Below are 26036 nucleotides of genomic sequence, written 5' to 3'. Positions count from 1 at the left end.
CGGACCGTGGGGAACGAGAGCGCATCCGTGCGGATGACCGCCTGGGTGCGGGGACACGTCCAAGGAGTGGGTTTCCGCTGGTGGACGCGTGCTCGCGCCCTTGAACTGGGGTTGACCGGGGCCGCCACGAACCTCGAGGACGGCCGGGTCGAGGTGGTCGCCGAAGGCCCGAGGGATGCCTGTGAACGCCTTCTTGGCCATCTCCGGGGCGGCGGTACACCCGGTCGTGTGGACTCCGTGGTCGAACGTTGGGCTCCGGCTGGGGGCAGGTTCACCGGTTTCGTCGAGCGGTGAGTATGCTGGAGGCGTAACGCGATTCGAGCACACCGCGGAACCGCGGCGGCCCAGAGGGCTCGTGGCAAGGGTTCCGGGGGGTGTGGGGCGATCATCGTGCGGGACCCCTGGAGGCCCGCACACGCCGGCGGAGCCGGGGGTCGTCACGTTTGAATCGTGCGCCACCACGTGCCCAGATCGTCTCTCGCTGGGTTGTGGTCGTTACGTACTGTCGTAATCCAATCTTGACCGGCGGCGCGCAGAGTGAGACTCTGGAAGGCACATCGCGCAACCTTCCACCCGCGTAGAGGACAACTCCAGTTGGAAATCCCGCGGGACATCGCATGCGCAGAATCCACTGGTCACTCAGTGTGGAGGACCTACATCATGGCGAAGGCTCTGTTTGGCCACGTCGGCGGCTCCGACCCTCGGATGGTCTCGGAGATGCGGCGGCTGCAGAAGCGGGTACGCGACCTCGAGGACGAGATCAGCCGCCTTCAGGCACAGAACGACCAGCTCAACATGGCCGTCACCGATGTCGCCGCCGGCGCGACCGACCGCGAGCCCGCGCTCGCCTGACCCGCGCCACCGACGTACCGGCCGACAGGCCGACCGTTTCCGGGATGTTCCGTTCACCGGCGGGGGCGCCGAACGCGTCATCCAGGCGTCCCTGAGGAACCCGTCGGCCACCACGGTCCGGCGAGAGCCCGCACGCCGCAGATTTTCCTTTCCCTTGCGGCTTCCTTTACCGTTGTACCCGGCGGACCCTGTCACAACCCTCCGTGTCCGCCGGACATCCCCCCTCCCCCGATCCCGGCCCCGACCCAGGTCAGCGGCCGATTCCATCGGAGGACGTCGGCCGGAACCACCCCCCGCGGTCACCGCTTCGTGGCACCCTTGGATGGTCGTGCCGTGAATGGCAGGTGAGCGCCGTGGGAGGTGTGCGTGTATCTGAAGAATCTGACGCTGCGCGGCTTCAAGTCGTTCGCGTCGGCCACCACCCTGCGTTTCGAGCCCGGGATCACCTGTGTGGTCGGTCCCAACGGCTCGGGCAAGTCCAACGTCGTTGACGCGCTCTCCTGGGTGATGGGGGAACAGGGGGCCAAGTCCCTGCGCGGCGGCAAGATGGAGGACGTGATCTTCGCGGGCACCTCCACCCGCCAGGCGCTGGGCCGTGCCGAGGTCAGCCTCACCATCGACAACACCGACGGCGCCCTGCCCATCGACTACACCGAGGTCACCATCAAGCGGACCATGTTCCGCAACGGCGGCTCGGAGTACGCCATCAACGGCGACACCTGCCGCCTCCTCGACATCCAGGACCTGCTCAGCGACTCCGGCATCGGCCGCGAGATGCACGTCATCGTGGGCCAGGGGCAGCTGGACACCGTCCTGCACGCCGGCCCCGAGGAGCGCCGCGCCCTCATCGAGGAGGCGGCCGGCATCCTCAAGCACCGCAAGCGCAAAGAGAAGGCGATCCGCAAGCTCAACGCGATGCAGGGCAACCTCGACCGCGTCAACGACCTGACCGCCGAGCTGCGCCGCCAGCTCAAGCCGCTGGGCCGCCAGGCCGAGCTGGCCCGCAGGGCCGCCGTCATCCAGGCCGACCTGCGCGACGCGCGCCTGCGCCTGCTGGCCGACGACATCGTCACCCTCACCGAGCAGCTCGCCAAGGAGGAGGCCGACGAGAAGGAGGTCCTCACCCGGCGCCAGGCGGCGGAGACGGCCCTCGCCCGGACACAGGAGCGCGAGACCGAGCTGGAGGCCCAGGCCACCGCGGCCGCGCCCGCCCTCGCCCAGGCCTCCGAGACCTACCACGCGCTCTCCCGCCTCACCGAGCGGCTCGACGCCGTGCGCGGCCTCGCCGACGAGCGCCACCGCAACCTGGCCGACGTCGCGGACGAGCCCGTCCACCGCCGCGACCCCGAGGAACTGGAGACGGAGGCCGAGGAGGCCGCCGCCCAGGAGGAGGAGCTGCTCACCCGGCTGGAGGAGGCCCGCGAGGCCCTGGAGGCCACCGTCACCGAGCGGTCCGCCGCCGAGGACGCGCTGCACCGCGAGGAGAAGCGGCTGGAGGCCGCCGCCCGCGCCGCCTCCGAGCGCCGTGAGGGCCTCGTCCGCCTGTCCGCCCGGGTGGAGGGCCTGCGCGGCCGGCTGTCCTCCGACGAGGACGAGACCACGAGGCTGGAGGAGTCCGCCCGGCAGGCCGCGGAGCGCGCCCGACAGGCGCAGGCGGAGTACGAGATGGCCGCCGAGGAGTCCGCCGGGCTGGACGAGGGCGACGCCGAACTCGACTCCGCACAGGAACTGGCGGCCCGTCAGCTCTCCGCGGCCGACACCGACCTCAACCGGCTCCGCGACGCCGAGCGCACCGCCGAGGGCGAGCGTTCCGCCCTCTTCGCCCGCAAGGAGGCCCTCGAGCTGGGCCTGGCGCACAAGGACGGCGCGGGCCCCCTCCTCGACTCCGGCCTGCCCGGCATGCTGGGCGGGTTCGCCGCACTCGTCCAGGTCGACCCCGGACACGAGACCGCGGTCGCGGCGGCCTTCGGCGCGGCCGCGGGAGCCGTCGCGGTGGAGTCCCCCGACACGGCCGTCGCCGCCCTCGAACTCCTCCGGGCCCGCGACGCGGGCCGCGCGGGCGTCGTCGTCGCCGACGCCGTGCCCTCCGCGCCCCGCGAGACCTGGCCCGTACTGCCCGCCGGCGTCCGGTACGCCGTCGACGCCGTCGTGGTCCCGGACCACCTCCGGGGAGCCGTCACCGCGCTGCTCGACCGGACCGCCCTGGCCGACGACGTCCACGCGGCCCGCGCCCTCGTCGCCGCCCTGCCCGGGGTCCGGGCCGTCACCCCCGAGGGCGACCTGTTCACCGAGGCGCTGGTGCAGGGCGGCTCCGCCGGGGCGCCCAGCCTCCTGGAGGTCCAGGCCGCGGTGGACGAGGCGGGGGAGAGGTTGGAGGCGGCCACCGAGAGCGCCAAGCGGATCGCCGCCGAACTCGAGGCCAAGAAGCGCGAACGGGCCGATCTGGCCGCCCGGGCCGACGAGCTCACCGCCCGCCGCCGCCAGAGCGACCGCAAGCGCAACGAGTCCGCGCAGAGGCTGGGCAAGCTCGGCGGCCAGGCGCGTTCGGCGGAGGCGGAGTCCGAGCGCTACGCGGCCGCCGCGGCCACGTCCTCCGCCGCGAGGGACGAGAACGCCGAGAAGCTGGCGCGGCTGGAGGAGGAGCTGGCCGAGGCCGAGGAGGTGGCCGCCTCCATCGAGGAGGACGCCCCCGACGCGCAGACCCGCGACGAGCTCGCCGTCCGGGCCTCGCGGTCCCGGGCCACCGAGATGGAGCGCCGCCTGGCGGTGCGCACCGCCGAGGAGCGGGCCCGGTCGATCGCCGGGCGCGCCGAGCAGCTGCGCGCCCAGGCCTTCGAGGAGCGGCGTGCCATGGAGCGCGCCGTCGAGCGCCGGCGGGCCCGCGCCGCGCAGGCCACCGTCGCCCGGGCGGTGGCCGAGAGCGCGCGGCTGGCCCTGGAGCGGATCGCCGTGTCCCTCGCGGCCGCCGAGAACGAGCGGGCCGTCGCCGAGGCCGGGAAGGAGGCGCGCGACGGCGAGCTGAGGACCGTGCGCGCACGGGTCCGCGAGCTGTCCGTCGACCTGGAGAAGCTGACCAGCTCGGCGCACAGCGGCGAGGTGGCCCGCGCCGAACGGCGCCTGCGCCTGGAGCAGCTGGAGACCAGGGCGATGGAGGAGCTGGGCGTCGACGTGCCCACACTCGTCGCCGAGTACGGTCCGCGCGTGCCCGTGCCGCCGCCCGCCGACGCGGGCGAGGAGGCCGTGCCGCTGCCGTACGTGCGCGAGGTGCAGGCCAAGCGGGCCAAGGCCGCCGAGCGCCAGCTCAACCAGCTGGGCAAGATCAATCCGCTGGCCCTGGAGGAGTTCGCCGCCCTGGAGGAGCGGCACGCGTTCCTCAACGCGCAGCTGGAGGATCTCAAGAAGACCCGGCGCGACCTGATGGACATCGTCCAGGAGGTGGACGCCCGCGTGCAGGAGGTGTTCGCGTCCGCCTACCTGGACGTGGAGCGCGAGTTCGCGGCGATCTTCGGCCGCCTGTTCCCGGGGGGCGAGGGGCGCCTGCTCCTCACCTCGCCCGAGGACATGCTGACCACCGGCATCGAGGTCGAGGCCCGGCCGCCCGGCAAGAAGGTCAAGCGGCTGTCCCTGCTGTCCGGCGGGGAGCGGTCCCTGACCGCGGTGGCGTTCCTCGCGGCGATCTTCAAGGCGCGCCCGTCGCCGTTCTACGTGATGGACGAGGTCGAGGCGGCCCTGGACGACACCAACCTCCAGCGGCTGCTGGTGATCTTCGAGGAGCTGCGCGCCTCGTCGCAGCTGATCGTCATCACCCACCAGAAGCGCACCATGGAGGCGGCCGACGCGCTGTACGGCGTCACGATGCAGGGCGACGGCATCTCGCAGGTCATCAGCCAGAAGCTCGTGCGCCCGGCCTGAGGCCGGTTCCGGCCGCGCACCCCTCTCCGCCCGCCCGTGGCGTCCCCGCGGCCCGGGGGCGGTCGGACGGCGGTCGTCGCCGTGGTGCCCGCGTTCGTGTCCCGGCCCGGTCAGCGCCGGCGGGCCGGGGGCCGGACACGGCGGAGGCCGCCCTCCCCGGGGGGAGGACGGCCCCGTGGCGCGTGCGGGACTACCCGCGGTCGATGGTGATGACCGGGGAGGTCCAGGTCTCCCAGTGGTCCGGGTTGTCGGGGTCGCCGAGCGCCTTGAGCGCGCGGGCCTCCAGCCGGTAGGAGCCGTCCCTCACGTCGGTGATCCGGCCGTGCCTGTCCACGACAGTGCCGTCCCACGGGTAGCTGAAGAACGACGTCCTCGTCGCGCTGCGGTGCACGTAGTCCACCGACACCCCCACGTTGCGGTCGGGGTGGACGGGGCGGCCGGTGCGCTCGTCGATGACCACCATGTCGAGCCTGGTGACGTGGTGGTCGAAGTGCGCGATCACGTACGGCACGTCGGGAAGGCCGTCGACCCACTCCATCGTGTAGGAGGCGCCGTCCGGCTGGTTCTCGAACGTGCCGCCGCTGTCGCTCGCGCAGTCCAGGCCGGAGAAGGCCTCGCACTCCGTGATCCTGGTCAGCCACGGCAGGTCCGCGACCACGCCCGACCCGTCGCTGATCGGGGTCATGGCCTCGATCTCCTGGTAGTCGCCGTTGTAGGCGGCGTACGGGACCCGGTAGGTCTCCCCGCCGGTCTCGGACACGGTGACGTACCCGCCGTAGATCATCTGCTCGAAGTCCTGGGCGGGCGGGGTGACGGTGACCCGCACCTCGGCCGACCCCCCGGCGGGGACGGTCACCGAGTCGCTGTCGAAGGCCACCTCGGCGGAGCCGTCGTTGTAGCCGGGCGCGAAGGTGTCGCCGTGGGTGCCCAGGGCGGCCTCGTGGGAGAGCTCGTACGTGGCCTCCCCGTCACCGTCGTTGGTGATGGTGACCGTCTCGGTCACGGCCTCCCCGGTGGCGCCGAGGGACAGCTTGCCGGGGGTCACGGTGGTGGTGGCGAGCACGGAGCCGGGGACGTCCAGCATGCCCGCCCCCTGGCGGTGCACGTTGTCGGGGTGGCCCAGGCCGGGGTTGCCCCACCACGCCTTCGGGTCGGCGCTGTTCTGGAGGACGGTGCGCACCTCGTGCGAGTCCAGGTCGGGGCGCGCCTGCAGCAGCAGTGCGACGCCGCCCGCCACGTGCGGCGACGACATGGAGGTGCCGCTGATGGTGGCGTAGCCGCCCTGGTCCATCGGGTACGTGGAGTTGATCAGGCCGCCGGGGGCACCGATGTCCGGCTTGAGGGACAGGTCGGCGGCCAGGCCGAAGGAGCTGAAGGAGCTGATCAGCCCGCCGGTCGGGTTGGGGATGGTGATGTCCTCGCCCGTCCAGGTGAGGGTGACGGGCTCGTCGCCCTCCAGGAGCTCCAGCAGGTGGGCGCCGGCCTCGTCGGAGACACCGATCGAGAAGGCGCCCCGGTCGACGATGCCGCCGCCGGCGAACATGCCGGGCACGTTGTTGTACATGACGACGCCGGTGGCGCCGGCGTCGAGGGCCGCGTCGTACTTCTCGGCGAAGGTGCACTCGCCGCGCACCATCAGGGCAGTCCGGCCCTCCAGGTCCGCGACCTCGTCGCCCAGGGCGGTGCAGCCCCGTCCGACGTGGACGAGCTCGTCGGTGTCGCCGGAGGCGGGCGGCGGCTCGGCCGCGCCCATCTCCATGTAGGCGAGGGCCTCGCCGCTCGGGTTGGCGGTCACGGACGCGGCCTGGATGTGCGTGTTGTCGAAGGAGGCGACGCCGATCACGTCCTCGCCGAGGCCGGGGGCGCCCGCCGAGTACAGGCCGGTGGCGCCCTCGTTGCCGATGGAGGCGACGACGACCATGCCCTCGTCGACGAGGTTGTCGGAGGCGACGGCGGTCGGGTACTGGGGCCAGGAGTGCGAGGAGCCGATGCTCATGTTGAGCACGTCCATGTCGTCCGCGAGGGCCTGCTCCATGGCGGCGATCATGATGTCGGAGGTGGTGGACCCCGTGCAGCCGAACACCTTGTAGGCCCCGAACTCGACGGCGGGCGCCACACCGGTGACCCCTCCCTCGGCGCCGACGATCCCGGCGACGTGCGTGCCGTGCCCGTTGCAGTCCTGGGGGTCGTCGTCGGGGACGGGGACGGACGCGGGGTCGCCGGCGTTGAAGTCGTCGCCCACGAAGTCGTGCCCGACGACCACGCGGTCGTTGGGGAACCCGCCCCCGCCCAGGTCGGGGTGGGTGTAGTCGACGCCGGTGTCCATGATGGCCACCCGGAGCCCCTCGCCCGTCAGCCCGAGTTCGTTCTGGGCGATGTCGGACCCCGTCATGGGGAGCGCGGTGTCCAGGTCGGGGACGTTCTCGCCGGTCTCGGGGATCCGGTAGGTGAGGACGGGGTGGATGGCGCTCACGCCGGGGATCTCCCGCGCGGTGCCGACCTGTGTGTCGTCCATGCGGACGGAGAGGCCGTTCCACAGCTCGCTGAACGAGTGCCGTTCGGTGTACTCCAGGCCGTGTTCCTCGGCCTCGGCCCGGAAGTCCTCGTGCTCGCCGTCCACCGTCGCCGGGGAGGTGCCCTCGGTGGTGGGCGGGCTCTCGAGCTCGATGAACCACAGGCCGTTGGCCTGGTGGGTCAGTTCACCGTTCTCGGAGGAGGGCGCGGGATGGAGGGGGGCGAGTTCGGAGACCTCGTCGGCGTTCGCCGGTGTGGAGGCGGCGAGGCCCGCCACGAGTGTCAACCCGGCGAGCGCCGCCAGGCGTGATCGGTGGGGTACCACCTTGTCAACACATCCCTTCTCGGTGCACGCCGCTGGACACCGGGGGAGCGGAATACCCCACTAAGGACATATGTGGTGCTCAGGGGGATACGCCGCTTCATGTCCTTGTTCGTTTGATCGGCGCGCATAGCAACGAGATCATTGCCGTGTGCCATGAAAGTGTCAATGTTCGCGAAGACTCAATATGGCCACATGGTGGAGCCAAGTTGCACTAGGGGTTGATGTTTCGCGAGGGGTTCATAAACGGACATGAATTCACTTTTCCCGCGTATTGGTATAAAAGGAATTCTGGTACGGAGTTCCGTCGCCCTGCGCAGGCCCCTGTCCGTGCGGGGCAGATGCGGGGAAGACGCAGGCCGGGGCGGCCACCGGCCCGCCAGCGAGGAGCCGGGGGGACGCGAGTAGGCTGGGGACGTCGGGCCGCCTCCGGGCGGCCCGTCCGGTGTCGAAGGAGCGAAGTCCGGTACAGCGGCCCTGCGGGGCCGTCCAATCCGGCGCTGTCCCGCAACTGTGGAGCCCCGCCCCGGCGGGGACGAGCCAGGTCGCCTCCCGGCATCGACTCACCCGTCCTCGTGGGAAGGACAGGCCAGTCTCCGCCAGGACCGTGCTCCTTCCCCCGTCCCGCAAGGAGCACCGTGCGGATCGCACGCCCCTTCCCCGCCGTCCTCCTCGGAGCCGCCCTCACCCTGACCGCCTGCGGCGGCGGGGCGGAGAACGGTGAGACCGAGGCCGAGCCGACGACCGACGCCGCGCCCGCCGCCTGCGGCGCCCCCGAGGCCGATCCCGACCGTCCCACCGTGGGCGACGGCACCTTCCCCGTCACCCTCACCGGCGCCACGGGCGACGTCACCCTCGAGGAGGAGCCCCGGCGGATCGTCTCCCTGTCGCCCAGCCACACCGAGATGCTCTTCGCCATCGGCGCGGGCGACCAGGTCGAGGCCGCCGACGAGTACTCCGACTACCCGGAGGAGGCCCCCACCACGGCGCTGAGCGGCTTCGAGCCCAGCGTCGAGGCCGTCACCGAGTACGACCCGGACCTGGTCGTCCTCGCCCGCAGCGCCGAGGACACCGCCTCCCAGCTGGAGACCGTGGGCATCCCCACCCTCGTCATCGACGCCGCCCAGGACCTGGAGGACACCTACGCGCAGATCCGCCTGCTCGGGGACGCCACCGGCCGCACCGCCGAGGCCGACGCCGAGGCGGACCGGGTCGAGAGAGAGTTCAACGCGGTCGTCGAGGGCGTGTGCGACACGGCCGACGGCGCCGGGCTGACCTTCTACCAGGAGCTCGACGAGACGTCCTTCTCCGCCACCTCCGAGACCTTCGTCGGGCAGATCTACCGGTCCTTCGGGCTGGTCAACATCGCCGACGCGGCCGACGACGGCTCCGCGGGCGGGTACCCGCAGCTGTCACAGGAGTACATCGTCGAGGAGAACCCCGACATGGTCTTCCTGTCCTACGGCGACGAGTCCACGGTCGAGGACGTCGCCGGGCGCCCGGCCTTCGACACCGTCACCGCCGTGCGGAACGACGCCGTCTACCTGCTCGACGCCGACATCGCCTCCCGCTGGGGACCTCGGGTCGTCGACTTCGCCGAGCTGGTCGGCGAGGCCGTGACCGAGAACGCGGGGAACTAGCGTGAAGGGCGGTGTCGGCGTCCCCGTCGGCTGGGCGGCCGCGGGAGCGGTCGCGCTGGTCGCGGCCGGCCTCTTCGGCATCTCCGCCGGAGCGGCCTCCCTGTCGGCGGCCGACATCGTCCGGCACCTCCTCAGCCTCCTGCCGTTCGGGGTGGAGTCGCCCCTGACCGAGCGGCAGGCGGCCCTGCTCGTGGAGCTGCGCCTTCCCCGCGTGGTGATGGGCGCGATCGTCGGTGCCCTCCTGGCCACGGCGGGCGGCGCCTACCAGGGCGTGTTCCGCAACCCCCTCGCCGACCCCTTCCTCCTCGGCGCCGCCGCCGGGGCCGGGCTCGGCGCGACCCTGGTCATGGTGTTCGGGCAGGAGCTCGGCGGCTCGCCGCGCGCCCTGGTCCCCGTCGCCGCCTTCGTCGGGGCCCTGCTCGGCGTGGCGGCCGCCTACCTGCTCGGGTCCACCGCGGGGGGCGGTGGCACGGCCTCCCTCGTCCTCGCGGGCGTGGCCGTGTCGTCCTTCCTCTCCGCCGCCCAGACCCTGGTCCAGCAGATGGGCGTCGACCAGCTCCAGCGCATCTACGCCTGGCTGCTCGGCGGGCTGGGCCGCGACGGGTGGAACGACGTCCGGCTGATCGCCCCCTACGCGGTGGTCGGCCTGGCCGTCCTCCTGCTGTGCGGCTACCTGCTCGACATGCTCGCCCTCGGCGACGACAAGGCGGTCAGCCTGGGCCTGAACCCGGCGGCGGTGCGCATCGTGGTGATCGGCGCGGCGTCGCTGGCCACGGCCGCCGCGGTGTCGGTGAGCGGGCTGATCGGCTTCGTCGGGATCGTCGTCCCGCACGTGGTGCGCCGGCTGGTGGGGTCCAACTACCGGGCGATCCTGCCGGTGACCGTGCTGTTCGGCGGGGCCTTCCTCGTCCTGGTGGACATCGTGGCCAGGACCCTGGTGTCCCCGGCCGAGCTCCCCATCGGCGTGGTGACCGCTTTTCTCGGCGCGCCCTTCTTCGTTCTCATCCTGCGCACCACGCGCCACCGCAGTACCTGAGGCGCGACGGCGCGGGCACTCGCGGACACCGGCCGCGGACCCCGCGCACCGTTCGTTCCCGGCACGCCACCCGGCCGTGACGCGAACGCGTCGAACACTCTGGGAGACTGGTGCACGCTATGGACATCACCTTGATCGCCGCCATCGTCATCGCCGTCGTGCTCCTGGCCGTCGGCGGGTTCTTCCTGGTCAGGACCCAACGCCCGGTCAAGCCGGGCAAGGAGGAACCCGGACCCGAGACCACGGGGGCCGCCGGGGCGACCGCCGTCGAGGAGGACCGGGACAGGGACTCCGGAACCGTCCGCACGCCTCCCTCGCAGGCCCCGCCGGAGGCCCCGGCCGCCGAGCCCGCCGCGCCGGAGCTGGAGACCCCGCCGCCCTCCGCGGGGCGCATGGTGCGCCTGCGCGCGCGGCTGGCCCGGTCGCAGAGCTCCTTCGGGCAGGGACTGCTCAACCTCCTCTCCTCCGACACCCTGGACGACGACGCCTGGGAGGAGATCGAGGACACCCTCATCACCGCCGACATCGGCGTGGCCTCCGCCTCCCAGATCGTGGAGAGCCTGCGCACCCGCGTCAAGGTGCTCGGCAGCCGCGGCCACGACGAGGTGCGGGCGCTGCTGCGCGAGGAGCTCCTCGCGCACATCCGCACGGACGCCGACCGCACCGTGCGCACCGAACCCCACAACGGCCGCCCCGCCGTGATCATGGTGGTCGGGGTCAACGGCACCGGGAAGACCACGACCACCGGCAAGCTGGCCCGGGTCCTGGTCGGCGACGGGCGCAGCGTCGTGCTCGGCGCCGCCGACACCTTCCGCGCCGCCGCCACCGAGCAGCTCCAGACGTGGGGCAGCCGCGTGGGGGCCCCGGTCGTGCGCAAGGAGGAGGGCGCGGACCCGGCGAGCGTGGCCTTCGACGCCGTCTCGCGCGGCATCGAGGAGGGCGCCGACACGGTCATCATCGACACCGCCGGGCGCCTGCACACCAAGACCGGCCTGATGGACGAGCTGGGCAAGGTCAAGCGGGTCGTGGAGAAGAAGTCGCAGGTCGACGAGGTGCTCCTGGTCCTCGACGCGACGACCGGGCAGAACGGCCTGCGCCAGGCCCGGGTGTTCGGCGAGGTCGTGAACGTCACGGGCATCGCGCTGACCAAGCTGGACGGCACCGCCAAGGGCGGCATCATCGTGCAGGTCCAGCGCGAGCTGGGCGTGCCGGTCAAGCTGGTCGGGCTCGGGGAGGGGCCGGACGACCTGGCGCCCTTCGACCCCGAGGTCTTCGTGGACGCCATCCTGGGCTGAGGCGGCTCCCCCGTCGCCGGGGCGGATCCGCGAGCGTGGCCGGCCACCCGACCGGGTGCCCGGCCACAGCCGTGTCCACACGGCGCGAACCCGGCCGTACCCGGACACCGGCGCCGCGACGGCCCGTTTCATGCGATCGACACGCCGGTGAAACACCGAACGCCGCCTACTTGACGGCGCCGTCCTCACGGGCGTGAGATCTGACCGAGAGTGACCATTTGGTCTCCCTCGGATGATGTGACGGGGGTCGCTCTGTGCCGGTGCACGTGCGTTCGGGCGTGCTGGGGGTTCGGTTCATGGTGCGTTAACACTTCTGGCTGTCCTTTTACCCCTGCGCAACACGTCGGGTCCCGGGGAGAAACACCCCGGTCGGACAGTTGCCTGCGTGGTGATCTGCATCGGGCCCGATGATGCGCTCGCTGACCGCCGCCCTCACAGACACAATCCCCCGCCCGTCCTACGGAGGCGACGTAATGATTGACACCGGCAACACGGCGTGGCTGCTCATCAGCGCAGCGCTCGTGATGCTCATGACCCCGGGCCTGGCCTTCTTCTACGGAGGCATGTCGCGGGCCAAGAGCGTCCTGAACATGATGCTGATGAGCTTCGCGAGCATCGCGATCGTCAGCGTCCTCTGGGTCGTGGTGGGCCACTCGCTCACCTACTCCGACGGCGGTCCGCTCAACGCGTTCATCGGTGGCTTCGACTACGTCGGGCTCAGCAACCTGATCGGCGAGATCGAGCCCGCGGCCGACGGCGAGGGCGGCTACCCGCTGCTCGTCGACGCCGGCTTCCAGATGATGTTCGCGGTGATCACCGTGGCCCTCATCAGCGGCGCGATCGCGGACCGCGCCAAGTTCGGCGCCTGGATGCTGTTCGCCCCGGTCTGGGCCCTGCTCGTCTACTTCCCCGTCGCCCACTGGGTCTGGGGCGACGGCTGGATCGGCGGCCTGACCATCGGCGGCTACGAGGTCATCGACTTCGCCGGCGGCACCGCGGTCCACATCAACGCCGGCGCGGCGGCGCTGGCCCTGACCTTCGTCCTCGGCCGCCGCAAGGGCTTCGGCTCCGAGTCGATGCGTCCCCACAACCTTCCGTTCGTGCTGCTCGGCGCGGCGCTCCTGTGGTTCGGCTGGTTCGGCTTCAACGCCGGCTCCGCCTACGCCGCCAACGAGACCGCAGCCCTGGCCCTGGTCAACACGCAGGTCGCCACGGCCGCCGCCACCGGGGCCTGGATGCTCGTCGAGCGCCTGCGCTACGGCAAGGTCAGCGCCCTGGGCTTCGCCTCCGGCGCCATCGCCGGCCTGGTGGCCATCACCCCGGCCGCCGCGAACGTCACCCCCCTCGGCGCGATCGCCGTCGGCGCGCTGTCCGGCGCCGTGTGCGCCTACGCCATCAGCTGGAAGTTCAAGTTCAAGTACGACGACGCGCTCGACGTCGTGGGCATCCACATGGTCGGCGGCATCATCGGGTCGGTGGTCCTCGGACTCGTGGCCGCGGGTGTGGTCGGCGGCTCGGACGGCCTGCTCTACGGCGGTGGCATCGGCCTCCTGGCCGTCCAGGTCGTCGCGGTCGTCGGCGTCATGATCTACTCCTTCGTCGTCACCTGGGTCATCGCCAAGGTCATCGACCTCGTCGTCGGGTTCCGCATCACCGAGGAGGTCGAGACCAACGGCCTGGACCACGAGCTGCACGCCGAGTCGGCCTACGCCTTCGAGGAGCTCGACGAGATCGAGGCAGAAGCTGTCTCCCCGCCGACGCCTCCGGGCGGGGAGGCGGCCTCACCGCAGGTCAAGGCCTAGTCCTCAGCGTGGAGGCCGGAGGCCCTGCACCGTTGACGCGGTGAGGTGCCAGGGACCGGCGGGGAGAGATCCCCGTCGGTCCCGTTTCTGTTTTCTATAGTGCTTCGTGGCATATATGGGCATTCATAGGCCGGTATTGGCCGTGGCCTGCGTGTTGGTTCGGTACCCTCTGAGCGGTGCGGCTGTCATGCCGCGGGACGGGTGCGCCCGGCCGGGGACGCCGGCCGAATCACAGGTGCGTATCGGCGCCCTTCGGGCGGCGCCGGGTTGAAACCAGGCGCCGCGCATCCGCGTCCCACGCCAATGACGGGTCTCGGGCCGGTCGTCCCGCCGCCCACCCGGAAACTCACGCTGATTCGTACAGTGCCCCACAGGTCGGGGTCAGGAGGCAAGATGGCGCCGGTTAGTCACTTCAGGGGTCGCAGGGCCAGGCGCTCCGCGCTTGCCGCGACGAGCGCGATCGCCGTTCTCGGCTTGACGGCGTGCTCCATCGACCTGAGCAGCCTGCGCCCCGGCGGGGGCGAGGAGGAGCCCAGTCCCGAACCCGCCGAGCCGGTGGCCGCGGCGCCCCTCCTGGAGAGCGCGCTGGCGGACCTGGCCGCCTACCCGGCGCTCACCGCCACCGGGCAGGTCGCGGAGACCGTCGGCTCCTCCGAGGTCCGTGACGCCTCGCTCACCGTCGCCGACACCGGCGCGACGAGCGGGACCATCCGGGCCAACAGCGTCGAGGCGGACGTGCTCGCCGCCGACGGCAAGCTCTTCATCCGCGCGGTCGAGGACTTCTGGCTCGACCAGGGCGTCTTCGGTCCGGACTTCGACGACTTCAACGAGAACTGGGTGCGCTCCTCGGCGGCCCAGGCCGGGCTCAACCCCAGCACCACCCTGGCCCCGCCGGAGCTCTCCGCGACCCTGGCCGCGATCGAGCTGGACTCGGAGGAGGCCGTCGAGGAGAACCTGGACGGCACGCTCACCTACCGGATCGACCTCGCCGGCGAGCGCAACCAGGTCTGGATCAACGCGGAGACCGAGCAGGTCCAGCGCATCGCCGTCGAGGAGCTCGTCCCCGAGGGCGCCGAGACCGGCCCCCAGGTCCGGCTGGACCTGGCCGAGGCCGACACCGCAGCCGTCGAGGAGCTCTACGACGGCATCATCACCACGGCCGAGGACGACCTGACCGGGTCCCGGGACGCCCGGATCGAGGTGGGCTGGGACGGCAACCCCGAGATGAACTGCGAGGACGGGCCCAACTGCACCTGGTCGGGAACGGTGCGGGACGCGGGCGGCGACGGCAGCGGCGAGGTGACCGTCCGCATGGACGTGACCTTCACCAACGCCGACATCGGCGAGCAGACCTGCGACGACGGCGGCACCCTGGAGGCGGGCGCGACCCTGGACCTCTCGTGCAGCGCCGACTACAACATCGTCAGCTCCACCCAGCAGACCTACACCATCGACGGTGAGGCCCAGCTCTCCACCCGCGGCCTGACCGGCGGCCAGCAGGAGGAGATGCTGGCGGCCCTCGCCGAGCAGCGCGAGGCCACGCTGGCCGGCGGCGCCGCCCCCTCCGAGGAGGAGTCCGCGGAGGACGGGGGCAACTAGCGCCCCGCGCCCCCGCCGGTCCGCGGACCGGCGGCCGGGTACGGGCGCGGTGGCGGAGACAGGCGACGACAGGGAGGGCGGGGCGCACGGGCCCCGCCCTCACCCCGTTCCCGGCCCCGCGGCCTCGGACTACTGTCCGGCGGCGGTGGGCGGGTAGGCTGGGAAACCACTTACGAGACGAAGGACTGGCCAAACTCGTGTTCGAGACGCTTTCCGACCGGCTGACATCGGTCTTCTCCTCGCTGCGCGGCAAGGGGCGGCTGTCCGAGGAGGACATCAACGCGACCGCGCGGGAGATCCGTCTCGCGCTGCTCGAGGCGGACGTCGCGCTGCCGGTGGTCCGCGAGTTCATCTCGCGGATCAAGGAGCGCGCCCGCGGCGAGGAGGTCTCCAAGGCCCTCAACCCGGCGCAGCAGGTCATCAAGATCGTCAACGAGGAACTCGTCGAGATCCTCGGCGGCGAGACCCGGCAGGTGCGGTTCGCCAAGAACCCGCCCACCGTGATCATGCTCGCCGGCCTCCAGGGCGCCGGTAAGACCACCCTGGCGGGCAAGCTCGCCAAGTGGCTGTCGGCGGACCGCAACACGCCGCTGCTGGTCGCCGCCGACCTCCAGCGCCCCAACGCCGTCACCCAGCTCCAGGTGGTCGGTGAGCGCGCCGGGACCCCGGTGTTCGCTCCCGAGCCCGGCAACGGCGTGGGCGACCCGGTCGAGGTCGCCCGGGCCTCCGTCGAGCACGCGCGCCGCAACAACCACAACGTCGTCATCATCGACACCGCGGGCCGCCTCGGTGTGGACACCGAGATGATGCAGCAGGCCGCCGACATCCGCGACGCCGTCAGCCCCGACGAGATCCTCTTCGTCGTCGACGCGATGATCGGCCAGGACGCGGTCAACACCGCCCAGGCCTTCCTCGACGGCGTCGGCTACGACGCGGTCGCGCTCACCAAGCTCGACGGTGACGCCCGCGGCGGTGCGGCCCTGTCCATCCGGCACATCACGGGCCGTCCGATCATGTTCGCGTCCACCGGCGAGAAGCTGGAGGACTTCGACCTCTTCCACCCGGACCGGATGGCGTCGCGCATCCTGGACATGGGTGACGTCCTCACGCTCATCGAACAGGCGCAGCGCACGTTCGACGAGGCCGAGGTCGAGAAGATGGCCTCGACCATGGCCTCGGACGACGACTTCACGCTGGACGACTTCCTCCAGCAGATGTCGATGGTCCGCAAGCTCGGCCCGATCGGGAACCTGCTCGGCATGATGCCCGGCATGGGGCAGATGCGCGACCAGATCGACAACATCGACGACAAGGACCTGGACCGCATCCAGGCGATCATCCAGTCGATGACGCCGGGCGAGCGGGCCAACCCCAAGTCGATCAACGGCTCGCGCCGGCTGCGCATCGCCAACGGCTCGGGTACGCAGGTCAGCGACGTCAACGGCCTGGTCACCCGCTTCTTCGAGGCGCAGAAGATGATGCGCAAGATGAAGAACGGCGGGATGCCGGGCATGCCCGGGATGCCCGGGGTCGGCGGCGGCAACCGCAAGAAGGCCAAGGCCCAGGCCAAGAAGGCCAAGAAGGGCAAGCAGCGCAGCGGCAACCCGATGAAGGCCCGCCAGCAGGAGGCCGAGCGCGCGGCCGAGCGCCAGAAGCGCCAGGAGGAGGGCGGCCAGCAGATGCCGCAGCTGCCCCCGGGCCTCGGCGGAGGCGGCGGCGGGCAGCCCACGCTCCCGCCCGGTTTCGGCGGACCCAACATGCCGGACCTGTCCAACTTCAAGCTGCCCAAGCAGTAGCGGAGACCACAGGCGGCCCGTCCCCGGCGAGGGGGCGGGCCGTTCGCGTCGGCGGGGCCACGCGGGCGCCTGTGTCCTGTCCGAGGAACACGCTCGCGTCTGGCACAATGAGTAGTCGACTAACGGTGGACGGGTCAGCCCTCTAACTAACCCGCCACCCACGTCTTGCCTTGGCGGGTACTGCAACCCCACGTGGTTTCGCCGCCGGGCGCCGAACACCGTTCATCGGGAGAAGACCACTCCAGTGGCTGTCAAACTGAAGCTCAAGCGTATGGGCAAGATCCGTACGCCCCAGTACCGCATCATCGTCGCCGACGCCCGCACCAAGCGTGACGGCAAGGCGATCGAGGAGATCGGCAAGTACCACCCCAAGGAGCACCCGAGCCTCATCGAGGTCGACTCCGAGCGGGCGCAGTACTGGCTGTCCGTGGGGGCCCAGCCCTCCGACGCGGTCAAGGTCCTCCTGCGCAAGACCGGCGACTGGCAGAAGTTCAAGGGCCTTCCCGCCCCGGCTCCGCTCCAGGTCGCCGAGGCCAAGGACCCCGAGGCCAAGGAAGCCGCCTTCCAGGCCGCGCTGAAGGAGCTCGTGCTCCCCGGCGGCGAGGGCAAGACCAAGGCCAAGAAGACCGAGAAGAAGGCGGAGAAGGCGGCCGACAAGCCCGCCGAGACCGCCGAGGCCGAGAAGTCCGAGGGCGAGGCCTGACGTGCTGGAAGAGGCGCTTGAGCACCTCGTGAAGGGGATCGTTGCGAACTCCGACGACGTCCAGGTGAGAGCCAAGCGGCTCCGCAAGGGCAAAGTCCTGGAGGTCCGGGTCCATCCCGACGACCTCGGCAAGGTGATCGGTCGCAACGGCCGCACCGCCAAGGCACTCCGGACCGTGATCGGCTCCCTCGCCGGGGGCCGCTACGTCCGAGTGGACCTGCTGGACCTGCACGAAGTGCGCTGACGCGCCTCTTGGGGCGCCGACCACGACCGGTCGGCGCCCCGTAGTTGTGCCCGGGGCACCTGCCCCGGGCACAGTTTTCCCGTCTCCACGGTGGGACGGGCGGAAGGACGGAACCTCCCATGCGACTCGTTGTGGGCCGGATCGGCCGCGCGCACGGTATCCGGGGCGACGTCGCCGTCGACGTGCGGACGGACGACCCGGCGGCCCGCTTCGCCGACGGCACCGTGATGGAGACCGACCCGGCCGGAGCCGGACCGCTCACCGTCGCGTCCAGCCGTCGCCACAGCGACCGGCTGCTGGTGCGCTTCAAGGGGATCGCCGACCGCGACTCCGCCGAGGCGCTGCGCGGCACCCTGCTGTTCGTGGACTCACGGGACATCGCCCCCCTGGACGACCCCGACGAGTTCCACGACCACGAACTCATCGGCCTGGCCGCGGTGACCACCGGGGGCGAGGCCGTCGGCACGGTCGACGACGTGCTCCACCACGCCCAGGACGTCCTGGTCGTCGCCACCCCCGGCGGCGGCGAGGTGCTGGTGCCCTTCGTCGCCGCACTGGTGCCCGAGGTCGACGTGGCCGGGGGCCGGATCGTCATCGACCCGCCGCCCGGCCTGCTCGACCTCGCCGACTGAAGGGGCGCGCAGTGCGCATCGACATCATCAGCATCTTCCCCGACTACTTCGCCCCCCTGGACCTCTCCCTGATCGGGAGGGCACGCGCCTCGGGCCTCCTCGACGTGCGGGTCCACGACCTGCGCTCCTGGACGCACGACAGGCACAACACCGTGGACGACACCCCCTACGGGGGAGGCCCCGGCATGGTCATGAAGCCCGAACCCTGGGGTGAGGCGCTCGACGAGGTCGTGGCCGGGGCCCCGGCCCGCCTGATCCTGCCCACACCCAGCGGCCGCCCCTTCCGGCAGGCGGACGCCGAGCGCCTGGCGGGGGAGGAGAGGCTGGTCTTCGGGTGCGGGCGCTACGAGGGCATCGACTCCCGGGTGGCCGCGGACGCCGCCCTGCGGATGCCGGTCGAGGAGGTCAGCATCGGCGACTACGTCCTCAACGGGGGCGAGTCCGCGACGCTGGTGATGGTCGAGGCGATCACCCGCCTGCTGCCGGGTGTTCTCGGCAACACCGAGTCGGCGGTCCAGGACTCCTTCGCCTCCGGCGGCATGGAGAACCTGGTCGAGGGGCCGGTGTACACCAAGCCCGTCATGTGGCGGGACCAGGAGGTGCCGCCCGTGCTGCTGTCCGGCAACCACGGGGCCGTGGACCGCTGGCGCCGCGACCAGGCGCTCCGCAAGACCGCGCGCAACCGGCCGGACCTGGTCGGCGCCATGCCGGAGGAGGCCCTCGACCGGCGTGACCGGGAGGTCCTCGCCGAGGAGGCCGTTCGGGAAGCCACCTGACATGTGGCAAACTGGGTGGGTTCCCCCTTGGTGACCCATGGCATCCGCATGCCGGCGGCACGACGTCGGCCTCTGTGACGGTCACCGGGTGGTCCGAATGTCCAGACCCGTACGGGCCCTCGCCCGCGCAACCCTCCCCGCACCACGCCGGGGACAGGGCGCGGAGCGCTATCGATGAGGAATCGCGAGATGCACACCGCCATCCAGGAGCTCGAGAAGGCTCAGCTCCGCACCGACGTCCCCGAGTTCCGCCCGGGTGACACGCTCAACGTCCACGTCCGCGTGACGGAGGGCACCCGCACCCGTGTCCAGGTCTTCAAGGGCGTCGTCATCCGCCGTCAGGGCTCGGGCAACCGCGAGACCTTCACCATCCGCAAGGTGAGCTACGGCGTGGGCGTGGAGCGCACCTTCCCGATCCACACCCCGGCCATCGAGAAGTACGAGGTCGCCGCCCGCGGCCGCGTGCGTCGCGCCAAGCTGTACTACCTGCGCGACCTGCGCGGCAAGGCCGCCCGCATCCGCGAGCGCCGCGAGCCCGTCTCCAAGTAGGCTTCCGCTCCCTTTCGGAGCCGAACGGCCCTCTTCCCGCACGGGAGGCAGGATAGGCTTCGGCTCGATGAGCAAAGACGAGAGGGATCCCGGCGCGGACGGGGTCCAGGACGAGGATTCCGCCCGGCCCGGCCCGGAGGAGCGAAGCTCCGCCACTGGCTCCCGAGTCCCTGAGGACTCGGGAGCCAGTGGTGTCTCCGAAGTCGTTGGTCAGGAGCCGGAGGAGAAGGCGGACGCCGAGATGAGCAAGTCCCAGAGCAGTGAGAAGAAGGGGTCGTTCTGGAAGGAACTCCCCATCCTGATCGTGATCGCCGTGGTGTTGGCGTTCGTGATCAGGACCTGGGTGATGCAGGCGTTCTACATCCCCTCCACATCGATGGAGAACACGCTGCTCGTCGGCGACCGGGTGCTCGTGAACAAGGTCGTCTACCAGATCCGCGACATCGAGCGCGGCGAGGTCGTCGTCTTCAACGGCAACGGGTCGTGGGACGACCCGAACACCGTGACCGTGCCCGAGCCGACCAACCCCGTCGCCGGCGCCTTCAGCTGGGTGCAGCAGCAGTTGGGCGCCGCGCCCACGGGCAAGGAGTACATCAAGCGGGTCATCGGGCTCCCCGGCGACACCGTGGAGTGCTGCGACGAGCAGAACCGCATCCTGGTCAACGGCGTCCCCCTGGAGGAGGACGCCTACCTGTACCCGGGAAGCGTGGCCAGCCACACCGAGTTCGGCCCGGTCGAGGTGCCCGAGGGGCACCTGTGGCTGATGGGGGACCACAGGGCGATCTCCTACGACTCCCGCCTCAACCAGAACAACCCCGGTGGCGGCGCCGTCCCGATCGACCACGTGGTGGGCCGGGCGTTCGTCATCATCTGGCCGTTCAACCAGGTCGGCGGTCTGGGCGTTCCGGAGAGCTTCGAGGCCGTCGACACCGCGGCCGGGTGACGCCGTGACGGGTCCCGGTCCGAAGACGGATCGGGACCTCCGGAGGGTTCCGGTGACCGATCCGTCGAAGGAAATCTGTTCCACGGGGCCCAGAAGTCCGTTCCGTGACGCATGATGGATCTCGGAGCGTCTTGATGTCCCCCCGACGCGTGGGTCCTCCCACGCGGGGAACAACCGGGGCGGTGGCGGTGTACACGTGATGAGGAGACCGGCACACCACGACCGGAGAGTGCGACGAAAGCGAGCGCGTGGATGAGTTCTGAGGACCTGGAGAAGTACGAGGCCGAGATGGAGCTCCAGCTCTATCGCGAGTACCGGGACGTCGTCGGGCTGTTCAGCTACGTCGTGGAGACCGAGCGCAGGTTCTACCTGACCAACAACGTCGACCTCCAGCCGCGTTCGACCGAGAACGGGGAGATGTACTTCGAGGTCGTGATGGAGGACGCCTGGGTCTGGGACATGTACCGCCCGGCGCGGTTCGTCCGCAACGTGCGCGTGGTGACGTTCAAGGACGTCAACGTCGAGGAGATCCAGAAGTCCGACCTGGAGATGCCTCCCGCGGACGGCGGCCGGGGCGGTCCCGAGCTGCCCTGACCCGAACCGTGCCCCGGGCATGACCGGTCCCCGGGGCGGCTCCCCGTCGCGGCCCTCGTGCCCGGGGCAGCGGCCGGTTCGTCCACAGGAACGAACTCCCCCTGGCGCGCCGGACGGCGATCACCCACCGTTGTAACGGGAGGTGGTCGACCGTGGACAGGTGGGCCGGATACCGGAGGGCACTGGGCGGACGCGGGGAGGACCTCGCCGCGGTCTTCCTGCGGAGCGCGGGCATGCGGGTGGTGGACCGCAACTGGCGGTCGCCGTCGGGGGAGATCGACATCGTGGCCCGCGACGGACCGGTCCTGGTCGTCGCCGAGGTCAAGACCCGGACCTCCGTGCGGTACGGGCACCCCGTGGACGCCATCACACCCGACAAGCGGCGCCGTCTGCGCCGCCTCGGGAGGGCGTGGGCGGCCCGGCACCGGGTCCCGGCCGCGTCGCTGCGGGTGGACGGCGTCTGCGTCCTGATCACCGGCGGGCGCGTGTTCGTCTCCCACGAGCGGGGGATGACGTGATGACCCTCGCCCGCGCCCACTGCATCACCCTGCTGGGGGTCCAGGGGCACATCGTCGAGGTGGAGGTGCACCTGGGCGGCGGCGACCCCGGGGTGACGCTCGTGGGGCTCCCCGACGCCGCGCTGCGGGAGGCCCGGGACCGCATCCGCGCGGCCGTGGCCAACAGCGGCGAGGAGTGGCCCAGCGGTCAGATCACCATCAGCCTGTCCCCGGCCAGCCTCCCCAAGGCGGGCAGCCTCTTCGACCTCGCCATCGCCGCCGCCGTGCTGTGCGCCACGGGCGCGGTGCCGCCGGACCGCCTGGCGGGCACCGTCCTCATCGGCGAGCTCGGACTCGACGGGAGGGCGCGCCCGGTGCTCGGCGTCCTTCCGGCGATGGTCTCCGCCACCGAGCAGGGCTACCGCGGGTTCGTCGTGGCGCGCGGCAACGCGGCCGAGGCCCGCCTGGTCCCCGACGTGGAGGTGACCGCGGTGGGCAGCCTGATGGACCTGTGCCAGTGGTTGCGCGGGGCGTTCTTCCTGGAGGAGGCCGCCGGGCCGGAGGCGCCCTGTGCCCGGGAGCCGGACGACCCCGGGCCGGACCTGGCCGACGTGCTGGGCCAGCCGGTGGCGCGCCGGGCGGTGGAGGTCGCCGCGGCGGGCGGGCACAACCTCATGATGCTCGGCTCCCCGGGCACGGGCAAGAGCCTGCTCGCCGAGCGCCTGCCGACCGTCCTGCCCGGACTGCGCCCCTCCGAGGCGCTGGAGGCCACCGCCATCCACTCGGTCGCCGGGATGCTCCCCCGGGGCTCGCCCCTGGTCACCCGGCCCCCGTTCGCCGCCCCGCACCACACCTCCTCCCGGGCGTCGATCATCGGCGGGGGCAGCGGCCACCCCGGGCCGGGCTGGGTGTCCAAGGCCCACCGGGGAGTGCTGTTCGTGGACGAGGCGCCCCAGTTCGGGAGGGGGGTGCTGGACTCCCTGCGCGAGCCGCTGGAGCGGGGGGAGGTGGTGCTGGCCCGCGCCTCCTCCACGGTGACCTTCCCCGCCAGGTTCCAGCTCGTGATGGCCGCCAACCCCTGTCCCTGCGCCAGGCCGGGCAGCATGTGCACCTGCCCGCCGGGGGAGCGGCGCAGGTACTTCTCCCGGCTGTCCGGGCCGCTGCTGGACCGGATCGACCTCAAGGTCGACCTGCAACCCGTGACGAGGGCCGAGCTGCTCGCCGACCGCGCGTTCGCGGAGTCCTCCGCCGTGGTCGCCGCCAGGGTGGAGAGGGCGCGCGCCCGCGCGCTCGCACGGCTGGCGCACACGCCCTGGACCACCAACGCGGCGATCCCCGGCGCGCGGCTGCGCCGGGACTTCCCGGTCGAGCCCGCCGCGCTGCGCGTCCTCGGACGGGCCATGGACGCCGGGCAGATCAGCGCCCGCGGGGTCGACCGGGCCCTGCGGGTCGCGTGGACGCTGGCCGATCTCGCGGAGCGGGACCGCCCGGGGGAGGAGGAGACCGCCTATGCCTTCGCGCTGTGGACCGGGCGGGCATGGTGAGGCGGGGCGGCGATCCGCGCCCCGGGGTGCGGGCCGGTGCGCTCCGGAGGGGCGCAGCGGACACGGGTGGAAGGGGAGCACGGTGACCGTACGGGACTGGCAGGGGGAGGCCGACGCCCGGGCGCGGGCCTGTCTGACGGCGGTCGCGCCGCCGGGGGACCTGTGGCTGGGGGCGATGCTCGCCGAGCACGGTGCGGCCGGGGTGTGGGCGGGGCTGGTGGCGGGGGAGCCCCCGCCGTCCGTGCCGGTGGAGGAGGACGAGGACCCCGACCCGGAGGCGTGGGCCCGGCTGCGCCGCCGCTGGGACGGGTGGAGCGCGGCCGCCGCCCGGGTCGACCCCGACGGGCTGCTCGGTGAGTCCGCGGCGGCCGGGATCCGGTTCGTGGCGCCGGGCGACCCCGAGTGGCCCGGCCGGCTGGACGGCCTCGACCTCCCCGGCGGTCGCCGCTCGCACGGACTGTGGGTACGCGGCGGCGGGGACCTGCGCAACCTGTGCCTGCGCTCGGTGGCCGTGGTGGGCGCGCGCTCTGCCACGGCCTACGGCGAGCACGTGGCGGCGGAGATGGCCTACGAGCTGGCGGAGCAGGACGTGGTCGTGGTCTCCGGCGGCGCGTACGGGATCGACGGCGCCGCGCACCGGGCCGCCCACGCCAACGGGAGCACCGTGGTGGTACTGGCCTGCGGGCTGGACGTGGACTATCCGCGCGGCCACGCGGGCATGTTCGCGGACATCGCGCGGACCGGGGTGCTGGTGAGCGAGAGGCCGGTCGGCGCCACGCCCCGGGCCAAGGACTTCCTGATCCGCAACCGGCTGATCGCGGCGCTCACCCCGGGAACGGTGGTCGTGGAGGCGGGCAGGCGCAGCGGCGCGCTCAACACCGCCTCGCACGCCGTCGAACTCCACCGGGTGCTCATGGCGGTGCCCGGTCCGGTCACCTCCGCCATGTCGGTGGGCTGCCACGTCCTCCTCCGCGACTGGCAGGCGGGCTGTGTCACCTGCGCCGACGACGTCGTCGCCCAGGTCGGCGCGGTGGGGGAGCTGCCTCCGGAGAGCGGACCGGTGCGGGTCTCGGCCCACCTCGACGCGGAGAGCGCCCGGGTGCTGGAAGCGGTACCCCGGGCGGGGGCCGGTCCCGCGGTGGTCGCCGCTGCGAGCGGGACCTCCCTGGACGTCGCGATGCGCTCCCTGGGGCTGCTGGCCGCGGCGGGGCTGGTCGAACGGTGCCGGGCCGGATGGCGGCTGCCGCGCTGACGGAGGAGGCCGCGGCTCCGTGCCCCGCAGCGGGGAGAGCCTTCGACCGTAGGGGGCGGCTGCCGCGCGGGGCCTGCCGTGCGGGGCCTGTGGTGGGGACCCTCGCGCCGCACGGCCCTTCTGCGGTGTGGGGCAGCCCGCCCCACGGGCTACCCGCCGACCGGGGCCTGCCGCTCGGGGCCGCCGCCGGGCGGGGCCCCGCTGCGGCGCCGCAGCGCGGGGCGGCTCGGCGGGCGCCGAACCGGGCACGGATAGCGGGGCGCGATGGCGGGTAGGGTTCCGCCATGGCCAAACCGTACAGTGACGTCGTGCTCGCGGACGGCCCGCTGCTGTTCGTCTCCGGACAGACCCCCGAGGCCCCCGACGGGGACGTCGCCGGAGGGGTCGAGGGACAGACCCGGCAGGTCTTCCGCAACATGGAGCGCGTCCTGGCCCGCCACGGGGCGGACCTGGGACACCTGGTGAAACTCACCTACTACCTCCGCCACATCGCCGACCTCGACGAGTTCCGCAGCGCCCTGGTCGACTGCCTTCCCGGGGAGCACCGCCCGGCCGGGACCCTGGTGGAGGTGAGCGGCCTGGTCAACCCGAGGTACCTGGTGGAGATCGAGGGCGTGGCCTGCCTGCCCCGGGAGTGAGCGTGCTGGACCGCTTCGCCGCCCACCTGTCCGGTGAGCTGGGCCGCTCACCCCACACCGTGCGCGGATACCTCGCCGACCTGCGCTCCCTGCTGGCCTTCCTGGAGGAGAACGGGTACCGGGTCGAGGACCTGGACGTGCTCCTGGTGCGCGGTTGGCTGTCCCGGTCCCGCGACGCGGGGGCGAGCCGAGCCACCGTCTCCCGCCGCGTGGCGGCCGTGCGCGCCCTCACCCGGTACCTGCACCGCGAGGGGGTGCTGGCGGCCGATCCCGGCCCGCGCCTGTCCGGCCCCTCCCAGCGGCGGTCCCTGCCAGCGGTGCTGGACGAGGGGCAGGCCGCCGCGGCCCTCTCCCGGCCCCCGGGGGACGCCCCCCTCGACCTGCGCCGCCGGGCGGTGGTGGAGGTGCTGTACGCCACCGGCGTGCGGGTCGCCGAGCTGTGCGCCCTCGACCTGGCCGACGTGGACCGCGAACGCGACACGGTGCGCGTCCTGGGCAAGGGCGCGAAGGAGCGCACGGTCCCCGTGGGCGCTCCCGCGCTGGACGCCCTCGACGCGTGGCTGTCCGGCGGACGGCCGGAGATGGCCTCGGCCGCCGTCGGCGCCGCGCTGTTCGTCGGCGCGCGCGGCGGCCGGCTGGGGGTGCGCCAGGCCCGTGAGGACGTGCACGCGTACCTGCGCGCCGCCGGCGCGGACGGGGCCCCGCACGGACTGCGGCACAGCGCCGCCACGCACCTGCTCAACGGCGGGGCCGACCTGCGCAGCGTGCAGGAGTTCCTGGGCCACGCCAGCCCGCGCAGCACGCAGATCTACACGCACGTGTCCGTGGAGCGCCTGCGCGACACCTACCGCCGGGCCCACCCCCGCGCCTGAGCGGACCACCGTGTCCGCCGGCCG

Annotated in this window: 22 protein-coding genes; 21 read left to right on the top strand and 1 reads right to left on the bottom strand. The window is 72.4% G+C overall.

What is annotated here, in order from left to right:
* The first annotated feature begins 33 nt into the window (after positions 1-33).
* From OUQ99_RS26275 to smc, 3 genes are all read left to right on the top strand, one after another.
* On the top strand, positions 34-294 hold the full coding sequence (locus tag OUQ99_RS26275) for an acylphosphatase (protein WP_267950509.1): 261 nt from the start codon (positions 34-36) through the stop codon (positions 292-294).
* Between the two features lie 366 nt (positions 295-660).
* Positions 661-852 (top strand): hypothetical protein, encoded by a 192-nt coding sequence (locus tag OUQ99_RS26270; RefSeq protein ID WP_267946457.1) that lies wholly within the window; start codon positions 661-663, stop codon positions 850-852.
* Positions 853-1218: 366 nt separating this feature from the next.
* A complete protein-coding gene (smc, locus tag OUQ99_RS26265; RefSeq protein WP_267946456.1) occupies positions 1219-4764 on the top strand; it encodes a chromosome segregation protein SMC in 3546 nt (1181 codons plus the stop codon).
* Between the two features lie 190 nt (positions 4765-4954).
* On the opposite strand, the gene OUQ99_RS26260 is transcribed toward smc, so the two are convergent.
* The gene (locus tag OUQ99_RS26260) at positions 4955-7603 is read right to left on the bottom strand and encodes a S8 family serine peptidase (protein ID WP_267946455.1); all 2649 of its coding nucleotides are present in this window, start codon (positions 7601-7603) and stop codon (positions 4955-4957) included.
* Positions 7604-8238: 635 nt separating this feature from the next.
* Between OUQ99_RS26260 and OUQ99_RS26255 the strand changes: the two genes are divergently transcribed.
* From OUQ99_RS26255 to OUQ99_RS26170, 18 genes are all read left to right on the top strand, one after another.
* Entirely contained in the window at positions 8239-9240 is a 1002-nt protein-coding gene (locus OUQ99_RS26255) for an ABC transporter substrate-binding protein (RefSeq protein WP_267946454.1), read from the top strand.
* Position 9241: 1 nt separating this feature from the next.
* The gene (locus OUQ99_RS26250; RefSeq protein ID WP_267946453.1) at positions 9242-10276 is read left to right on the top strand and encodes a FecCD family ABC transporter permease; all 1035 of its coding nucleotides are present in this window, start codon (positions 9242-9244) and stop codon (positions 10274-10276) included.
* 119 nt (positions 10277-10395) lie between these two features.
* Positions 10396-11571, top strand: coding sequence for a signal recognition particle-docking protein FtsY (ftsY, locus tag OUQ99_RS26245; protein ID WP_267946452.1), 1176 nt, complete (start codon positions 10396-10398; stop codon positions 11569-11571).
* Between the two features lie 473 nt (positions 11572-12044).
* Complete coding sequence (locus OUQ99_RS26240; RefSeq protein WP_267946451.1) at positions 12045-13373, top strand: ammonium transporter; 1329 nt, start codon at positions 12045-12047, stop codon at positions 13371-13373.
* A 393-nt stretch (positions 13374-13766) separates the two neighbouring features.
* On the top strand, positions 13767-14972 hold the full coding sequence (locus OUQ99_RS26235) for a hypothetical protein (RefSeq protein ID WP_267946450.1): 1206 nt from the start codon (positions 13767-13769) through the stop codon (positions 14970-14972).
* Positions 14973-15169: 197 nt separating this feature from the next.
* A complete protein-coding gene (gene ffh, locus OUQ99_RS26230) occupies positions 15170-16768 on the top strand; it encodes a signal recognition particle protein (RefSeq protein WP_267946449.1) in 1599 nt (532 codons plus the stop codon).
* A 244-nt stretch (positions 16769-17012) separates the two neighbouring features.
* Entirely contained in the window at positions 17013-17471 is a 459-nt protein-coding gene (gene rpsP / locus OUQ99_RS26225; RefSeq protein WP_267946448.1) for a 30S ribosomal protein S16, read from the top strand.
* 1 nt (position 17472) lies between these two features.
* Complete coding sequence (locus tag OUQ99_RS26220) at positions 17473-17715, top strand: RNA-binding protein (RefSeq protein ID WP_073704564.1); 243 nt, start codon at positions 17473-17475, stop codon at positions 17713-17715.
* A 119-nt stretch (positions 17716-17834) separates the two neighbouring features.
* Positions 17835-18347 (top strand): ribosome maturation factor RimM, encoded by a 513-nt coding sequence (gene rimM / locus OUQ99_RS26215; protein ID WP_267946447.1) that lies wholly within the window; start codon positions 17835-17837, stop codon positions 18345-18347.
* Between the two features lie 11 nt (positions 18348-18358).
* On the top strand, positions 18359-19123 hold the full coding sequence (trmD, locus tag OUQ99_RS26210) for a tRNA (guanosine(37)-N1)-methyltransferase TrmD (RefSeq protein ID WP_267946446.1): 765 nt from the start codon (positions 18359-18361) through the stop codon (positions 19121-19123).
* 189 nt (positions 19124-19312) lie between these two features.
* Positions 19313-19672: a 50S ribosomal protein L19 gene (gene rplS / locus OUQ99_RS26205; protein WP_267950508.1), complete on the top strand. Its 360-nt coding sequence runs from the start codon at positions 19313-19315 to the stop codon at positions 19670-19672.
* A gap of 67 nt (positions 19673-19739) precedes the next feature.
* Positions 19740-20615 carry a signal peptidase I gene (gene lepB, locus OUQ99_RS26200; protein ID WP_267946445.1) on the top strand — a complete coding sequence of 292 codons (876 nt, stop codon included), beginning with the start codon at positions 19740-19742 and terminating at the stop codon, positions 20613-20615.
* A gap of 252 nt (positions 20616-20867) precedes the next feature.
* Complete coding sequence (locus OUQ99_RS26195) at positions 20868-21209, top strand: DUF2469 domain-containing protein (protein ID WP_267946444.1); 342 nt, start codon at positions 20868-20870, stop codon at positions 21207-21209.
* Positions 21210-21361: 152 nt separating this feature from the next.
* On the top strand, positions 21362-21727 hold the full coding sequence (locus OUQ99_RS26190) for a YraN family protein (protein ID WP_267946443.1): 366 nt from the start codon (positions 21362-21364) through the stop codon (positions 21725-21727).
* On the top strand, positions 21727-23250 hold the full coding sequence (locus OUQ99_RS26185; RefSeq protein WP_267946442.1) for a YifB family Mg chelatase-like AAA ATPase: 1524 nt from the start codon (positions 21727-21729) through the stop codon (positions 23248-23250). The genes OUQ99_RS26190 and OUQ99_RS26185 overlap by 1 nt, the downstream gene beginning before the upstream one ends.
* Before the next feature lie 82 nt (positions 23251-23332).
* Positions 23333-24502, top strand: a complete 1170-nt coding sequence (locus tag OUQ99_RS26180) for a DNA-processing protein DprA (RefSeq protein WP_267946441.1) — start codon at positions 23333-23335, stop codon at positions 24500-24502.
* Positions 24503-24786: 284 nt separating this feature from the next.
* Positions 24787-25140 carry a RidA family protein gene (locus OUQ99_RS26175; protein WP_267946440.1) on the top strand — a complete coding sequence of 118 codons (354 nt, stop codon included), beginning with the start codon at positions 24787-24789 and terminating at the stop codon, positions 25138-25140.
* Positions 25141-25142: 2 nt separating this feature from the next.
* The gene (locus OUQ99_RS26170; protein WP_267946439.1) at positions 25143-26012 is read left to right on the top strand and encodes a tyrosine recombinase XerC; all 870 of its coding nucleotides are present in this window, start codon (positions 25143-25145) and stop codon (positions 26010-26012) included.
* The last annotated feature ends 24 nt before the right edge of the window (positions 26013-26036 follow it).

Source organism: Streptomonospora nanhaiensis (assembly GCF_026642255.1).
Classification (GTDB): Bacteria; Actinomycetota; Actinomycetes; order Streptosporangiales; family Streptosporangiaceae; genus Nocardiopsis; species Nocardiopsis tropica.
The sequence above is the reverse complement of the archived record's forward strand: the minus strand, read 5'-3'. Positions and strand labels throughout refer to the sequence as shown.

Coding starts and splice junctions, on each gene's coding strand:
- ftsY (WP_267946452.1), top strand. CDS start 10,396: ATGGACATCACCTTGATCGCCGCCATCGTCATCGCCGTCGTGCTCCTG.
- OUQ99_RS26235 (WP_267946450.1), top strand. CDS start 13,767: ATGGCGCCGGTTAGTCACTTCAGGGGTCGCAGGGCCAGGCGCTCCGCG.
- lepB (WP_267946445.1), top strand. CDS start 19,740: ATGAGCAAAGACGAGAGGGATCCCGGCGCGGACGGGGTCCAGGACGAG.
- OUQ99_RS26240 (WP_267946451.1), top strand. CDS start 12,045: ATGATTGACACCGGCAACACGGCGTGGCTGCTCATCAGCGCAGCGCTC.
- rplS (WP_267950508.1), top strand. CDS start 19,313: ATGCACACCGCCATCCAGGAGCTCGAGAAGGCTCAGCTCCGCACCGAC.
- OUQ99_RS26185 (WP_267946442.1), top strand. CDS start 21,727: ATGACCCTCGCCCGCGCCCACTGCATCACCCTGCTGGGGGTCCAGGGG.
- OUQ99_RS26275 (WP_267950509.1), top strand. CDS start 34: ATGACCGCCTGGGTGCGGGGACACGTCCAAGGAGTGGGTTTCCGCTGG.
- OUQ99_RS26270 (WP_267946457.1), top strand. CDS start 661: ATGGCGAAGGCTCTGTTTGGCCACGTCGGCGGCTCCGACCCTCGGATG.
- OUQ99_RS26195 (WP_267946444.1), top strand. CDS start 20,868: ATGAGTTCTGAGGACCTGGAGAAGTACGAGGCCGAGATGGAGCTCCAG.
- OUQ99_RS26175 (WP_267946440.1), top strand. CDS start 24,787: ATGGCCAAACCGTACAGTGACGTCGTGCTCGCGGACGGCCCGCTGCTG.
- rimM (WP_267946447.1), top strand. CDS start 17,835: ATGCGACTCGTTGTGGGCCGGATCGGCCGCGCGCACGGTATCCGGGGC.